We start from the raw sequence: 15,420 nt of genomic DNA on the forward strand, positions 1-15,420 counted from the left end.
ATCTTGAATTTTCGCCCTTATTTTCTATTGTTTTCAGGGAAAATCCATACTTCCACTATAACATAGAATACTGTTTTTGACTAGTTTTTCACCTGAAACCTCAAGCCCTTGGGAAAATAATTCTTCAAGGTATTTCCGGTTACTTTTGCAAAACCTAGACCATTTCCACCAACCAAAACTTGGTACCAACCATTTGGAAGAGTTTCAGCTAATTGGACCGTTTCACCAGCCACATATTTGACAAAGTCTTCTTGATGAATTTCGATTCCTTGCTTGACTTTGCTTGGTTTTAAAGCTAAGCCAAGAGCAAAACTTGGTTCAAAACGTTTTTTCTTAAAAGTTCCAAGATGAAGACCATTACGAGCTATCTTGAGTTTTCCTATATCGGGTAGGACTTCTGGCAAGAGATAAAGCTGGTCTCCAAAAACTTGTAGGACACCGGTCAGTTTTTCTTTAAGGTGTTTTTTCTCAAAATCCTGCCATAAGGAAATCTGTTCACGAGATAGGTTGGATTTAGAAGGTTTGAACTTCCCAGCCTTGTTTTGACCTTTAAACTGAAGATGGGCCACGAACTGACCTTCTCCCTTAAAGTGATGAGGGTACATCCGAGCTGTTTCAGGTAAATCAATCCCATGTACCATTCCATTGATGTGTTGGATTGGAATCAATTCAAAATGATAGCTATCCAGTAACCATTGGACGATTTCTTCGTTTTCTTCTGGCGCCCAGGTACAGGTTGAATAGACTAGTCGACCACCATCAGCCAGCATGGTAACAGCATCTGCTAAAATCTCACGTTGTAAACTAGCGCACTGACTAGGATAATCGACACTCCAATAATCAATAGCGTCTGGTTGTTTACGAAACATCCCTTCTCCTGAGCAAGGTGCATCTAAAACGATCAGGTCAAAATAGCCTTTAAAAACCTTGGCTAAACGGTCTGCTGATTCATTGGTCACAACGACATTAGTCGCACCAAAGCGTTCCATATTTTCAACTAAAATCTTTGACCGTTTGCTTGAAATCTCATTTGAAACAAGAAGACCGTCTCCTGCAAGATAGGAGGCCAGTTGAGTGGATTTCCCACCGGGAGCCGCTGCCAAGTCTAAGACCTTCATACCTGGCTTTGGCTGGGCTACTTGAGCGACCATTTGTGCGGCAGGTTCTTGTGAATAGACCAAGCCAGTTACATGTTCTGGTGATTTCCCTGAAACCTTCCCATAGTAGCCCCAGGGTGTATTGGGAATAGCATCTGAAAAAGAAAGCTGTCTTTCTTTTAAAGGGTTGATACGAAAAGCAGAAACAGCCTCATCATCAAAAGAGGCAAGAAAAGCTCTTGCCTCATCTCCCAATATTGTTTCGTATTTTTTTACAAATCCATCCGGAAATTGCATGTAGGTTTATTTCCTTTCATAGATATAGGATTGAATCTCATCTTTCATCTCGACTGGCACCATCATAACGGCCTGTCGTGTTTGAAAATCGACTTCCTCGCCAGCAATCGTAAAAACCTTATAACCCAAACTCTCACCTAGAATACTTGCAGCCGCATAATCCCAAGGTTGTAAATAAGTGATATAAGTTAAAAGTCGACCTGACAGCACCTTAGCAAAACTAATAGCGGCGCTGCCATAAACTCGTGTCCCAAGTGCAGCATTTCCCAAATCCGCTAAGCCCCATTCGTTAGTCGCTAACATTCCAGAATTACCAGCTACCAAAAATTCTCTCAAGGGTTTCTTTTTAAAGAGTGGTAAAAGTTCGTCATTGCGACAGGGCGGGAAGTCTCCTCCACCATGGTAACAATCACCCTTCATAACATCATAAATAATACCAAACTTACCAACACCATCCTCAAAATAGGCCAGCATAACAGCAAAATCTTCACCTTGTGCTACGAAGTTGTTGGTTCCATCAATAGGATCAATAATCCATACAGAACCTTGTCCTACTGCTGCACGCATGCAGCCTTCTTCTGCACAAAATAGATCATCTGGATAGCGAGAACGGATTCTTTTAATAAGTAAGTCTTGAACTTCTTTATCTAACTTAGTTACCAAATCTGTAGGGGAAGACTTTTTCTCAACATGGAGATCTTCTTTCATATGCTGGAGAATGTATTCCCCAGCTTCCCTGACAATTTCTTTGGCAAATGTAAATTTATTTTCCAAGTGAAATCTTCCCTTCTCCTTTTTCTTTGGCCAACTGGACTGCACGGTAGAAAGAGTATCCACTAACTGATTCAAACTCACGTCCCAAACGTTTTTCTTCGCTCTTGCTAGGCACAACTGACTTGAATACCTTGTAGGAATCTAATAGTTTCTTAGCATCTACCTGTGTCTCATAGGCAGCTTCAACATCATTAAAAAAAGAAAGCACTGAAGCAAGTTCTTCAGTGCTCCACGACAAATCTAGTGGGTAACTATACTGTTTATTCATCTAATTAATACCAGCTCTTAATGTAGCTTCTTTCAATTCTTGCTTACGGTAACTGCGAGGAAGAAATGCACGAATCTCATCTTCATTAAAGCCAATCTGCATACGTTTATCATCAATGATGATTGGACGACGCAAAAGACTAGGATATTGCTCAATTAAATTAAGCAACTCTGTCACCGAGATACTTTCCACATCGATATTTAACTTTTGGAAAATTTTTGAACGAGTTGAAATAATGTCATCGGTACCGTTTTCGGTCAAGGAAAGAATGTGTTGTAATTCTTTTCTTGATAAAGGACTGGTCATAATGTTGTGCTCTTGGAAAGGCACTTTATGATTATCAAGCCAGGCCTTTGCCTTACGACATGATGTACAACTCGGTGATAAAAATAGTGTAATCATGCTATTCTCTTCTTTGCATACTTTTCTAACTCTATTATACAAAAAAATAAAGCGCTTGACTAGTTATTTCCGAAAAAAAAACCTACTTTTTAAAGAAAAATAGGTTTTTCGTATAATTTTTAAAACATTTTTATGCATTTATGTTATTTTTGGTAATTTTTTCCAACTTAGTAGATAAATAAAGCCAAAAAGCAGTTCATACAAGCAGAAAAATAGGAGAAAGGCATGCAGGAAAAAATCCTCTGGTAGAATAAGAATGACCGGATCTTTAGCGGGATCAAAAAGCCAGGTATCATCACCTACAAATAGAATTTGATGAAACAAGGTAAAGAATTGTTCAAAACCAATGAAGACACCAACTAAACCAAGAACCAAAGGTAAAGACAGCATAATCAAGAGACCTCTGCGATATAGAGACAGAAAACCTTTCTGAATGACTTGCTTCCAAAAAAGGTAGAAAATCGGTAGAGTTACAATTGCTACTCCTTGCGCTAGGTGAAAGAGTCCCTTTACAACCACAAAGTGGTGAATTCCAGAGGCAGACGAAGGAAAATCTGGCATTGCTAATACTTGACTCAATGGATTGGTCAAATAATTCATCAAAACATTAAAGTTATGTTGGATGGTCTGAGGTTGGACATGAACACGACTTGTCAGATTTAACCAAGAAATCTCCAGAGGGTAAACCAACCAAGACAGGTAGATGGTCAATAAAATTGCAAGCGAGAGGAGAAAGAGAAGACATCCTACAAAAGTAAATTTAGTTTTCATCGAAATTCCACTCCGCTAGACTTGAGAGGACATGGGTTGGGGCGATTTGTAAATCCGCTACTTCTTCAGGTTTTGTAAATCCTGTCGTCACCAAAAGGCTAGGGATCCCATTGTCAATACCAGCGCGAATATCAGTCAGGTAATTATCTCCCACCATGACAATTTCTTGACGTTCAAGTCCTAGGTGTTCAACAGCCTTATCCATAATAATCGCATTTGGTTTTCCAATATAAACTGGTTTTACACGAGTTGCTGCTTCAAGAAGAGTAATCAGTGAACCAGCACCAGGTAAAAGTCCACGTTCTGTTGGAATATTTAAATCTGGATTGGTGCCGATAAAATGAGCACCTTTATGGATAGCTAGGGTTGCAGTAGCAAATTTTTCATAGTCAACTTGCCAGTCCAAACCTACAACCACATAGGCTGGATTTTCTTTATTTTCAACATAACCAGCTGCTTGAATGGCTTCCTTGAGCCCTGCTTCTCCAATTACATAAACAGTCTTTTCAAGACCTAAATCATTCATGTAATCAATAGTCGCTAAGGTTGCAGTATAGATTGTCGATACAGGTGTGTCGATGTTAAATTGATTTGCCAACATCTCTTGGACACTTTCAGGTGTACGAGTAGTGTTGTTTGTTACAAAAAGATAGGGAATCTCTCTCTTTTGTAACTCGTGAACAAAAGCTTCTCCCGCTGGAATTCTATCTTTTCCTTTATAAATTGTACCGTCTAAATCAATTAAATAGCCTTTATAAGTCATATATTACTTTCTAATCTGTGTTAATTTCTTGCCAAATTATCTTTGCCTGAGCATTGATATCGCCATCACTTGTGACTTGGTGATTGCTTTCTAGTTGATTCAATTCGTAACTAGAAGTAATCATACCACCTGGTCGAACTTCCTTGACATACTTGAGGTTTATTTTTTTAGGAATATGATTGGTTAGGAAATCTGCCCCCATGACCTCAAAAATCCAGTCTAGGTATTTGCTGTTATTGACGTGGCCATTCATATCCAAGTCGTAAAAACGGACATGATAATCTTTGCTAATCGCTTCTTCCAGCTCCAAGTATTTTGGCCCGCGAAGGAGTTTCTTAGAAAACTCAGATTGATAAGGGGCGACAATTTCTGGTTCTACAGGGTGGACCTTACGACTATCACGATCCATAAGGACAAAGGTAGCTAACATGCGAATGATTTCTTGACCATCTTCATCATAAATAGTAAATCGGCGGTAGCAAAATAGACGATTATAGGTCAAAGCTTCCGTTTCGATGGTAATTTCCTCGGCAAAACGAGGAAGTCTAATCACATCGATATCATAATCAGTGATAATCCAGACTAGATTATATCGTTCTAAAACGTCCTTATCACTCACTCCTAGATTAATGGATTGCATTCCTGATACTTGCAGGGACAACAAAATAACATCTGGCAACTTGATATGACCATTCATGTCAGCCATATCAAAAGGAATTTTCATCTTCATTTGATAAGTTAAGCCCATAATTCTACTCCAATATAAATCGTTCTGCTACTGTATCTCCTAAAAAGAGACCTCTTTTTGTCATTCGTATTTGTTGACCTTCTACTTGTAAAAGACCTTGATGACACAAATCTCTTACAACTTGACCATATAAATTTTCAAAAGACGTGCCAAATTTTTCTTCGAATCTTGCTTTTGAAACTCCTGTCTTCTTGCGAAGTCCAAGAAACATCTCTTCTTCCATTTGTTCCCTTAGACTCAGGTGTTCCTCATTGATGCGAGCATTGCCTTCTTCTACTGCCTTTAGATAATGGCGGATAGGTCCATGGTTTTTATAGCGAACACCATTTACATAGCCAGACGCCCCTGCACCTATACCATAATACTCAGCATTATCCCAGTACATAAGATTGTGACGACTTTCAAAACCAGGTTTTGAAAAATTTGAAATTTCATAATGCTCAAAACCAGCTCTCTCTAATTCAGCAATGATATATTCGAACATTTCAGCTTCTACTTCTTCTTTAGGAAGTGGTAACTTCCCACGACGCATACGATTCATAAAGACCGTATGGTTTTCCAAAATCAAGCTATAAAGACTCATGTGGGGAATGTCCAAAGTGATGGCCTTGGCAACATTGTCCTTGACCTGGTCCATAGTCTGACCAGGAAGAGCGTAGATTAAGTCAATGGAAATATTATCAAACCCTGCTAACTTTAGACGATCAATGTTTTCATAGATATCCTTCTCCAAGTGACTTCGACCAATTTTTTTCAGCATTTTGTCATCAAAGGTTTGGACACCCAATGAAACACGATTGACCGCTGAATTTTTCAAAACTGCAATCTTATCCTCATCCAAATCACCAGGATTAGCCTCAATGGTTAATTCTTCTAAGACTGACAAATCTAAGTTTTTAGTCAATCCATCCAGAAGAACCTCTAACTGTGGCGCAGACAAGGCTGTCGGTGTCCCTCCCCCAATATAGAGAGTACGCAACTTCTGAATGTCATAAGAATGAAATTCTTGCAGTAGATGTTCTAGATAGCTGTCTACTGGTTGATTTTTAATAAAGACCTTAGAAAAGTCACAATAATAACAGATTTGTGTGCAAAATGGAATGTGCACATAAGCTGATGTTGGTTTCTTCCGCATAGTATTTATTATACCACAAAGACTTCACTCAAGAAAAAAATCACCATCTCCGACTCTAAGGGAATCAAAAATGGTGATTTCTATTTTAATCTTCTTCGATTTCGATGATGATTTCTTGACCGTCTTCTGGGTCTTCAACAACTACTTTTTCTTCCAATTGTTCCTTGAGACTGTTCAAGGTCTCTTTTGAAGCTTCAGTAGCTTGTTGAGCTAAAGATTTAGATTTCTCAAGAACTGAATCCAAGGTAATTTCGCCTGATTCTACTTGTTCTTTTGTCTTTAGAACAAAATCTCTGGTTTGTTCTTTGACTTCTGTCAATTTTTCGATTGCTTGTTCCTTAGCATATTCTGGATCTTCTCTCAGATTTTCAATAAAGTCTTGTGCCTGACTAGTAACGCGTTTTCCTTTTTCACTTGTTAGAAACAAGGCAACAGCCACACCTGAAACAGTTCCTAAAAGGATTGATGATATTTTACCCATGAGTTATCTCCTTTTTATTTTTTAAAAAATTTACTTGCAATACGAACGGCAGATAAGCCTGCACTAGTCTTTAATGTTTTTGAACCTGCAGATGATGCTTTTTTACTCAAGACACGAGCCTGCTCATTTAAGTCAGAGACAGAAACAGAAAGGTCTGCAACTGCTGTAAAGAGTGGATCAATGGTTGCAACTTTGATATTGATATCATCAGCAAGAACATTGACCTTGGCAAGAAGTTCGTTTGTGTGATGTAGAGTAACATTTACATCTGAAGTTAGCGTTTTAACAGTATTTTCTGTTTCATCAATTACACGTCCAACTTTTTGAAGGGTAATAATCAAATAAACAATAAATACAATCAAGGCAATAGCCACAATAATATAAGCAACTTCTAACATTTTAATTCTCCTTTTTTACATTATAAAATGGTGCTTTTTTCCGATTTTGATAAACGATAATATAAATACCAAGTCCAATTAATAGAACAGACAACCACTGAGATACTCGAAGTCCAAAGAACATGAGACTATCTGTACGCATGCCCTCAATAATCATACGTCCAAAACCATACCAAATTAAGTAAAAGGCTGTGATATGACCACGACGAATGCCATTTAATCGGCGTCTAAAAATAACAATTAAACTAAAACCAATCAGGTTCCAAATAGATTCGTACAGGAAGGTTGGTTGTCGATATGAGCCATCAATATACATCTGATTCTTAATGAAACTAGGCAAGTAGTCAAGATTCTCTACAACTGCACCGTAAGCTTCTTGGTTAAAGAAGTTCCCCCAACGTCCTAGACTCTGAGCAATCATTACACTCGGAGCTGCAATATCCAAGAAATCCCAGGTATTGATTAATTTACGGTCTGCGAAAATATAAAGTACAATCGCTCCGGTAATTAGACCGCCGTAAATCGCAAGACCACCATTCCAGACAGCAAATATCTCCCCTAAATGTTGGCTATAATAGTCAAATTTAAAAATAACATAGTAAAGTCTCGCGCCGATGATTGACAAAGGGAAAGCCACTAAGATAAAGTCCAGAATATCTTCTGATAAGATTTTCTTTTTAGGAGCTTCTTTACTTGCCAAATATACCGCTAAGATAAGGCCTGAAACGATACAAAGTGCATACCATCTAATGGCAAATGGACCTATTTGAAAAGCAACTGGATCAATCATTTTGCACCTCGTTCTTTTCAATTAATTTCGTCAATCTTTCTTCAAACAGACGCGTCGCATCAAAGCCCATGTCTTTTGCACGATAATTCATAGCTGCCGCCTCGATAACAACAGAAATATTGCGCCCTGTTTTAACTGGGATGCGGATACGTGGAATGGTAACTCCAGAAACTTCTAGTTCTTCAGCATTATTTCCTAAGCGATCAAAGGTCTTATTTGTATCATAATTTTCCAAATAAACAGCTAGCTGAACTTGTGAAGAATCCTTAACGGCACTGGCACCGTATAGACTCATGACATCGATGATCCCTACTCCACGAATTTCGATCAGATGTTTCAAGATTTCAGCAGGTTCACCCCAGAGAGTCATTTCATCCTTAGAATAGATATCTACCCGATCGTCTGCTACCAAACGGTGACCACGTTTAACTAGTTCTAAACCTGTCTCACTCTTACCGATTCCACTATCACCTTGAATCAAAACACCCATACCATAGATATCCATTAGGACCCCATGTACACTTGTACGTTCCGCTAAGCGGGAGTCCAGATAACTAGACAGTTCTCCAGACAAACGACTGGTTGCTGTGCGACTTGTTAAAATTGCGATTTTACATTCTCTAGCTGCCTTTAACATTTCCTCAGGAACAACTAGACCACGCGCAACAATAACTGCTGGTGTTTCTGGTAGGAACATTTTTTTCAAAACAGTATAACGGTTGTGAGAAGACATACTGATCAGATAAGACCATTCCTTCATCCCCAACAATTGAATACGCTCTGGAGTATAGTAATCAAAATAGCCTGTCATTTCAAGACCAGGTCGCGTTATATCTGCAGTATTAATTTCCTTTTCAAGTAATTCAGGCTCTCCATAGACAATGTCTAATCTAAGCTTCTCAATTACTTCTTTTACTGAAACCGACATATATTTCTCCTTAAATCGAGTTCTCTTACTATTATATCAGATTGTAGGAAGAAGTTTGTATTTTTTACCGTGTTTACGCTATTAATTTATCTGATAATATTTGAACGATACAAAAAAGGATTAAACAACAAATTGTTGTCTAATCCTTCTGACTATTATTTCATAATAGATAGTGCACTTTAGTTATCTTGTTTCTTTAATCCCAAGACTCCAAGACCAGCTACCAAGAGTGCTACACCAGTTGTAAACAATGATTCTTTAGAACCAGTATTTGGCAATTCCTTTTTAGATTCAGATGTTGTAGATGTAGTTTCAGATTTTGTTTCTTCAGTTGTTTTACCTGAAGGAGTTTCTTCACTTGATTTACCTGGAGTTGTCTCAACTGTTGTAGTAGTGGTAGTTGATTTTTCTGTTGTTGTAGTTGTTGTTGGCTCTTCTGTCGTTGTAGTTGTTGAAGTAGTCCTTGGCTCTTCTGTTGTTGTAGTTGTTGTCGAAGTAGTACTTGGCTCCTCTGTGGTTGTCGTGGTAGTTGTTGTCGAAGTAGTACTTGGCTCCTCTGTGGTTGTCGTGGTAGTTGTTGTCGAAGTAGTACTTGGCTCCTCTGTGGTTGTCGTGGTAGTTGTTGTCGTAGTACTAGTTGTTGTTGTCGTAGTTTGTTCAACTTTTTTATACCAGTGGATACGATTTCCTTCACGATCTTTTTCTGTTTTTACAAACTCATAACCATCAATAGTAGCTGGATCTTTCCAACCCTTATCCTGTGGTTTAAGATTTTCTTTTGTATCGATATCTTTGTAGTCTGTCACAAGCGTATCAAGAACTAATTGTGCACCTGCAGAGTCATTAATGATACGGTAAATATAGATACCCTTTGAATCTTTCCCATCAATAGTTGCCGTAGCTACTTTCGAAACATCATATTGCATTTTTTCAAGATCAATCTTAGATTTATCGATGATATTAATACGGTTTTGACCAACGCCGAAGAATACACCTAATTCTTTAGGAACATCTCCTGAAATCATTTCCATTGTAATTTTCTTTTCAGAAATAGAAGTTACTTTGAATGTTGGCTCAACACCTGTCGGGAATACATATGCGCCATATTCATTGACTTCATATGTACTATATACAGGCAAGATAAATCTTGAAGTAAATGTATCTCCTACTTTGAGTGCAGTATCACCACTTGTTTTCCACTCGATACCTGAAGCATCATTGAATTCTAACTCAACAGTTGAACCAACTTTCATACCTTCACTTCCACGAACTTGGAATTGTGTAGTCGTTTCATATGATCCATCAGCCTTGAATTTAATCGTATTTCCAGAAGGTGTGAAGTTGATTGAATTTGTCTCAGTAGCAAATTGTTCTACTTTCGGAATATCTACTGTACTTGTCACAGAAGAAGACCCCACTTTAATCACTTGGTTTAAAGTGTAGTCTTTATTTGCGATTACAGCTCCATTATAAGCGTTATCTGATTTAATTTGGAACTTGACTTGTTTCAATACATCTGGTTTTTCAGCTTCAATAGCTTTCGTAAATGTAATTTTTAATGTCGCGCGTGTTGATTCCAATTGAGCTTGTCGCATTTGAGCTGTATCGTTTGAACCTTGACGTGCTTTATTGACGTTTTCAAACGAAACAATTGAAATTTTACCAATTGTCTTACCTTCGTAAGTGACATCCTTGCCATTTAATTGATTTAAGATAGCGACGTTTTCTAATGTAACTGTAACATAGTCGCCTTCTTTCACATCATCTTCTGTAATTGAAAAAGAAAGGTCTACATCTGTATAGTATTCAAAGTATTTAATGTCATGGTTTTTTATGGTACCAGTCACTTCTGCAGCTACTTCTCTAGCTTCACGTGCAGGAGTTTCTGTAGTTGTTACTGCTTCAGCAGTAGTTGTTGCTTCAGCACTTGTTGTAGAAATTTGCTCAGCCGTTGTTGTTTCTTCGGCAGTGATAATTTCTTGACTTTGAAGCGCAGCCAAAAGCACTCCAGTAGACAACAAAGTGATCAATAATTTTCCAAACCTTTTCTGGTTTTTCATCCCTATTTACCTCCGTGTAAAATTACACTATTTTATTACAATTTTACTACATTTGTCTTTCAAAATCAATTGAAATGTATGATTGTTTTTATATTTCAAATAAATTATTGAATAACTTCTACAATTTTTTGACCAACGAATCAATTTAGACAGATCTATATTTGATAATTGTAGGTGAAGATCTATTTCTTAGTTATTACTTTCTATTTCTTAGTAAGCAAGTGATTTATTTAGAAAATAACACCATCATCATTTCAATACTTTAGCCAAATCCACTGCAAATCGATCAACATCTATTCCCAAAACCCTTCCTGATTTTTCTATGTGAATTCTCGGAAGTTCATTTTTTAGTATTTTGTTTGCATCAGCCATATCTTGTGGATAGATATAGAACTGTTGTCCTTGTGGAAACTGATTTTGAACTTGCCATTTTTCAAATTCCTGCAGAAAAGTCTTATGAGACGGCATCCGAACCTCTTCAAACATGGAATCATCAAAATATTTCACCAAGCGATAAAGACCATGAACTTCATCAGCGAAGCATTTATCTATCTTCTCAAAGGGATAACCCCGTCTTTGATAAGCTAGGCATAAGTTTTGTAAGTTTTGGCTTATCCCAGCTGCGTCTTTTCTTGCCAAGTTTATAAAGTAACGAACAGAAAATTCTTCCATACCTGTTCGTTTTTTCTTCTCTAGAAACTGTTGTGCCAATATGATAGACTCTGATAATCTGTCTTCATCCTGATAATAAAGAGCGTGCAAAAGATTGATGACATTTTGGGGATAATAGGTTCCTTTCAGTAAAGGCAAGTCTTTTGGTATATAAGATGAAATGACTGAAAAATCGTTACATGCAAAAGAGGTAAATAAGCCCCTCAAAATACCATCAGTATAGATTGTTCCACTTGCAAGCAAACCACCTCTAATCAATTCTTCTCTTCCTGTTTGCCACATAGCATTATTTAATTGTTTGTAATCTCCGTCTAAAAAAGCTATATAGTATGCAAAATACTTGATATCATCTAGCAATAAGCTACTGTACAACTTTGTCCGTAAAACATCATCGGACAATACTTTCGAATCCTTCAAATACTTTTGAAAAATCCTCTGATTAGACTCTTCAAATTCCTGCCAGTTTATAGGAGTTGAATAATAACCCCAATCCTTAAAGCGTTTTTCGCGCATCTTTTGATATTCTTTTATATACTCTTTCATAAGTTCATCCTATCTCTAAACAGTGTACAAAAAAAGACTAGACAAGCCTAGCCTTTCATTTCAATTAGAATTTTTTACGTTTACGAGCTGCTTCTGATTTACGTTTACGTTTTACAGAAGGTTTTTCATAGAATTCACGTTTGCGTGTTTCTTGAAGAGTACCAGCTTTAGTAACCGCACGTTTGAAACGACGAAGTGCATCGTCAAGAGATTCATTCTTACGTACTACTGTTTTAGACATTTTTTTCACTCCCTTCAAGTTCAAGATCTATTCTATTTTACATGGAATGATATAAATTGTCAAGAAAAAATAGTGTAATCTATTCATTTCATTCATAAAAAAGAGGACATTAGAGCCCTCTTTTAAAAATTATAGTTGTTCTAAATCAATTATTTAGAATAATTCTTTTTCAGAACTAGAGCACTTGCAAACATCACAACACCTGCAATAACTAGTGCTAAACTAGTAGACTCCCCAGTATTTGGAAGTTTTGTTTTTTCCTCTGTTGTAGTCGTACCAGGAATATCTGGTTTTGAAGTTGTTGTTGTCGTTGAAGTAGTTGTTGACTCTTCTGTTGTTGTCGTTGTTGAAGTAGTCGTTGGCTCTTCTGTCGTTGTTGTTGAAGTAGTCGTTGACTCTTCTGTCGTTGTTGTCGTTGAAGTTGTTGTTGACTCTTCTGTGGTCGTTGTCGTTGAAGTAGTCGTTGGCTCTTCTGTCGTTGTCGCTGTTGAAGTAGTCGTTGGCTCTTCTGTCGTTGTTGTCGTTGAAGTAGTCGTTGGCTCTTCTGTCGTTGTTGTCGTTGAAGTAGTCGTTGGCTCTTCTGTCGTTGTTGTCGTTGAAGTAGTCGTTGGCTCTTCTGTCGTTGTTGTCGTTGAAGTAGTCGTTGGCTCTTCTGTCGTTGTTGTTGAAGTTGTCGTTGACTCTTCTGTCGTTGTCGTTGTTGAAGTTGTTGTGGTTTGTTCTTTTGGATTGACAATAGTTTTCGTAACTGACTTATCTGCTCCAAAATCTGTTGCATTTACTTCTGTATCTGCAGCATTCATAACATAACCTTTTGGCGCTTCAACCTCTGTGAGAATATACTTATCTTTTAAGAGACCAGTTACTGTAATTTTTCCTGCAGCATCTGTAACGTATTCTCCAATAACTTGATTATTAGCTTGTCGTACGACTTTAAACTTAGCACCAGCTACTGGTTGATTTTCATCATCAACTTTATGAATATTAATCGTAAATACGTATCCAACCCCAGAACCACCTGCTACTTGAACGACAGTGGATTGCTCAACATATTTGATAGCCTTTCCTTTACCTTTTAGGACAGCATCATTATTTAATACTTCTCCGTCTGCCGGTGAATAATTGGCTTGAACATTATATTCAATGCGGTATTGGTCATTTTCTGTGATATCACCAAGTTCAATAACAAATGACTGGCCATCTTCGCTTACTGTAACAGTATGTTGGTCTGTTACATCTGTTCTATCAGTAAATTCCCAAAGACCACTGACATACTCAAACTTACCTTTGATTACTCGAATGCTATCTTTGATATAAGTTGCATTAGAAAACTTCAAAGTATCTTCTACTGTAGCATCTTGAAGGCTTTCCTTAGTACGGTTGATTGAAATGGTATATGAAAGAGTCTTTTGATCCTCACTACTTACCCATCCTGTTTTAGAAAACAACACAGGATTTCCATCTCCAACACCGGTGAAGTTAACTTTTCCAACTACTTGTGTTTTCCCATTAATTGTAACCTCGACAGGGATTTCTCCTTCTTCAGGGTGTTTTTGGAAATCTACTCGAGTATAGACATAGAAAGAACCTTTGGTATCAGAGTGTTTTTCAACATAATCAGTATAGGTTAAGACGATATGTTTTTTTGTTTCATCAATCTGAGCATTTGCAATAATTTCATTTGTTTTCTCATCACGAATTTCAAAGTTTTGGGATTCTATATATAGAAAATCTGATAAATCAACTGTAGTTGTATCGCCAGCTTTAACATTTTTATCTGTTAAGTCATAATTTGCATTTAGCTTAAATGTAACCCACTGCTGCAAATCTTTATCAAGATTACCACCTTTTTCATTCGTAATATTGAGTGAAGTAATTGTGTCAACAGTCTTGCCACTGGTTGTATTTTCTGCAAAAGCTTTGCTCAAGCTAAGAGAAAATATAACAGTAAATACGAAAATCATAAACGAAAAAAATGTAATTTTTTTCTTATTCACCTTGAATTGTCTCCTTAAATTTAATTGTTTAACAGTAAACGAATTCAGTATACCAGTATTTTTTACTAAAGTCTAGTTTTAATCATAAAATAATTTGAAATATAATTACAAAATAATTGTTTCATATATTTATTGTATCCTAAAAACATTTTTGTGTTATTTATACTTTTTATTTCCTGTCATGTCTTGTAATTTTTTTCTTTTTACTTACTAGTATTTAAAAAAAGCCATCCAAACTAATTGTTTGAATAGCTCAAATGATAGAATGATACCTTTTAATTGTTTAATAGGCTTAACGCTCCAGCATCCGCAATAATAGTTACATCTGGATGGTTTTGTAAACTACTTGCTGGAAGACTTTCAGTAACTGGACCTTCAACAGTTCCAGCGATAGCTTCTGCCTTAGATTCACCATAAGCAAAGAGAAGAATAGATTTTGCATCTAGAATATTTTTAATTCCCATTGAGATAGCCTGTGTTGGTACATCTTCAATCTTATCAAAGAAGCGAGCATTTGCTTCAATAGTAGATTGATCAAGATCTACAAGATGCGTTTGACTATCAAATGGAGTTCCCGGTTCATTAAAGCCAATGTGACCGTTTCGACCAATTCCAAGAATTTGCAAATCAACTGGATGGTCAGCAAGAATTTGATTATAGCGTTCTACTTCTTCTTCTGCATTATCTTTGACACCACGAGGTAAAAAGCTTTCTTTAAATGGCTTTTTATTGAATAGATTTTCTTGCATAAAGTAACGATAAGATTGAGGGTTCTCTCCATCAAGTCCTACATATTCGTCCAAGTTAACGCTAGTAAGATTTGAAAAATCAAGATCACTCTTAACGATTTCTCCATAAAATTCAAGCGGACTGCTACCTGTCGCAAGTCCTAATGTTTGAGCACCGTTTGCTAACTTTTCTTTTAAAATTTCAAAAGCTACTTTTCCACCTTCTTCAGGATTTTTCACTTTAATAACTTTCATAATTGTTCCTCCATATTTCTTTATTTTATTATATGGTATAGACCAATTTTTGTCAAGTGTAAACGGTTTAAT

The 15,420-nt window shown here is 36.9% G+C and carries 17 protein-coding genes; all 17 read right to left on the reverse strand.

Going from position 1 to position 15,420, the window contains the following annotated elements; all coding sequences use genetic code 11:
- Positions 1 to 80 precede the first annotated feature (80 nt).
- Positions 81 to 1,394 (reverse strand): RsmF rRNA methyltransferase first C-terminal domain-containing protein, encoded by a 1,314-nt coding sequence (locus tag KBU52_RS03395; RefSeq protein ID WP_254724322.1) that lies wholly within the window; start codon positions 1,392 to 1,394, stop codon positions 81 to 83.
- Positions 1,395 to 1,400: 6 nt separating this feature from the next.
- A complete protein-coding gene (locus tag KBU52_RS03400) occupies positions 1,401 to 2,168 on the reverse strand; it encodes an inositol monophosphatase family protein (protein WP_254724323.1) in 768 nt (255 codons plus the stop codon).
- Entirely contained in the window at positions 2,158 to 2,436 is a 279-nt protein-coding gene (locus KBU52_RS03405) for a UPF0223 family protein (RefSeq protein WP_004252549.1), read from the reverse strand. The genes KBU52_RS03400 and KBU52_RS03405 overlap by 11 nt, the downstream gene beginning before the upstream one ends.
- Positions 2,437 to 2,838, reverse strand: coding sequence for a Spx/MgsR family RNA polymerase-binding regulatory protein (locus KBU52_RS03410; RefSeq protein ID WP_006148218.1), 402 nt, complete (start codon positions 2,836 to 2,838; stop codon positions 2,437 to 2,439).
- Between the two features lie 138 nt (positions 2,839 to 2,976).
- Positions 2,977 to 3,609 (reverse strand): TIGR01906 family membrane protein, encoded by a 633-nt coding sequence (locus KBU52_RS03415; protein WP_254724324.1) that lies wholly within the window; start codon positions 3,607 to 3,609, stop codon positions 2,977 to 2,979.
- Complete coding sequence (locus tag KBU52_RS03420) at positions 3,599 to 4,372, reverse strand: TIGR01457 family HAD-type hydrolase (RefSeq protein WP_195183621.1); 774 nt, start codon at positions 4,370 to 4,372, stop codon at positions 3,599 to 3,601. The genes KBU52_RS03415 and KBU52_RS03420 overlap by 11 nt, the downstream gene beginning before the upstream one ends.
- Before the next feature lie 10 nt (positions 4,373 to 4,382).
- Positions 4,383 to 5,120: an acyl-[acyl-carrier-protein] thioesterase gene (locus KBU52_RS03425; protein ID WP_254724325.1), complete on the reverse strand. Its 738-nt coding sequence runs from the start codon at positions 5,118 to 5,120 to the stop codon at positions 4,383 to 4,385.
- Between the two features lie 4 nt (positions 5,121 to 5,124).
- Complete coding sequence (hemW, locus tag KBU52_RS03430; protein ID WP_254724326.1) at positions 5,125 to 6,255, reverse strand: radical SAM family heme chaperone HemW; 1,131 nt, start codon at positions 6,253 to 6,255, stop codon at positions 5,125 to 5,127.
- An 85-nt stretch (positions 6,256 to 6,340) separates the two neighbouring features.
- Positions 6,341 to 6,736 carry a YtxH domain-containing protein gene (locus tag KBU52_RS03435; RefSeq protein WP_254724327.1) on the reverse strand — a complete coding sequence of 132 codons (396 nt, stop codon included), beginning with the start codon at positions 6,734 to 6,736 and terminating at the stop codon, positions 6,341 to 6,343.
- A gap of 14 nt (positions 6,737 to 6,750) precedes the next feature.
- Positions 6,751 to 7,134 carry a DUF948 domain-containing protein gene (locus KBU52_RS03440; RefSeq protein ID WP_024053556.1) on the reverse strand — a complete coding sequence of 128 codons (384 nt, stop codon included), beginning with the start codon at positions 7,132 to 7,134 and terminating at the stop codon, positions 6,751 to 6,753.
- Position 7,135: 1 nt separating this feature from the next.
- Positions 7,136 to 7,924 carry a prolipoprotein diacylglyceryl transferase gene (lgt, locus tag KBU52_RS03445; protein WP_254724328.1) on the reverse strand — a complete coding sequence of 263 codons (789 nt, stop codon included), beginning with the start codon at positions 7,922 to 7,924 and terminating at the stop codon, positions 7,136 to 7,138.
- A complete protein-coding gene (hprK, locus tag KBU52_RS03450) occupies positions 7,917 to 8,852 on the reverse strand; it encodes an HPr(Ser) kinase/phosphatase (RefSeq protein ID WP_074324899.1) in 936 nt (311 codons plus the stop codon). The genes lgt and hprK overlap by 8 nt, the downstream gene beginning before the upstream one ends.
- A gap of 179 nt (positions 8,853 to 9,031) precedes the next feature.
- Positions 9,032 to 10,912: an LPXTG cell wall anchor domain-containing protein gene (locus KBU52_RS03455; RefSeq protein ID WP_254724329.1), complete on the reverse strand. Its 1,881-nt coding sequence runs from the start codon at positions 10,910 to 10,912 to the stop codon at positions 9,032 to 9,034.
- A gap of 249 nt (positions 10,913 to 11,161) precedes the next feature.
- A complete protein-coding gene (locus KBU52_RS03460; RefSeq protein ID WP_254724330.1) occupies positions 11,162 to 12,127 on the reverse strand; it encodes a hypothetical protein in 966 nt (321 codons plus the stop codon).
- A gap of 64 nt (positions 12,128 to 12,191) precedes the next feature.
- Entirely contained in the window at positions 12,192 to 12,368 is a 177-nt protein-coding gene (gene rpsU / locus KBU52_RS03465) for a 30S ribosomal protein S21 (RefSeq protein ID WP_000048054.1), read from the reverse strand.
- A 149-nt stretch (positions 12,369 to 12,517) separates the two neighbouring features.
- Positions 12,518 to 14,332, reverse strand: a complete 1,815-nt coding sequence (locus KBU52_RS03470) for an LPXTG cell wall anchor domain-containing protein (RefSeq protein ID WP_301796716.1) — start codon at positions 14,330 to 14,332, stop codon at positions 12,518 to 12,520.
- Between the two features lie 308 nt (positions 14,333 to 14,640).
- The gene (locus tag KBU52_RS03475) at positions 14,641 to 15,348 is read right to left on the reverse strand and encodes a glucosamine-6-phosphate deaminase (protein WP_254724331.1); all 708 of its coding nucleotides are present in this window, start codon (positions 15,346 to 15,348) and stop codon (positions 14,641 to 14,643) included.
- Positions 15,349 to 15,420 lie beyond the last annotated feature (72 nt).

This window comes from Streptococcus sp. 9.1(2021) (assembly GCF_030466425.1).
Lineage (GTDB): Bacteria > Bacillota > Bacilli > Lactobacillales > Streptococcaceae > Streptococcus > Streptococcus wuxiensis.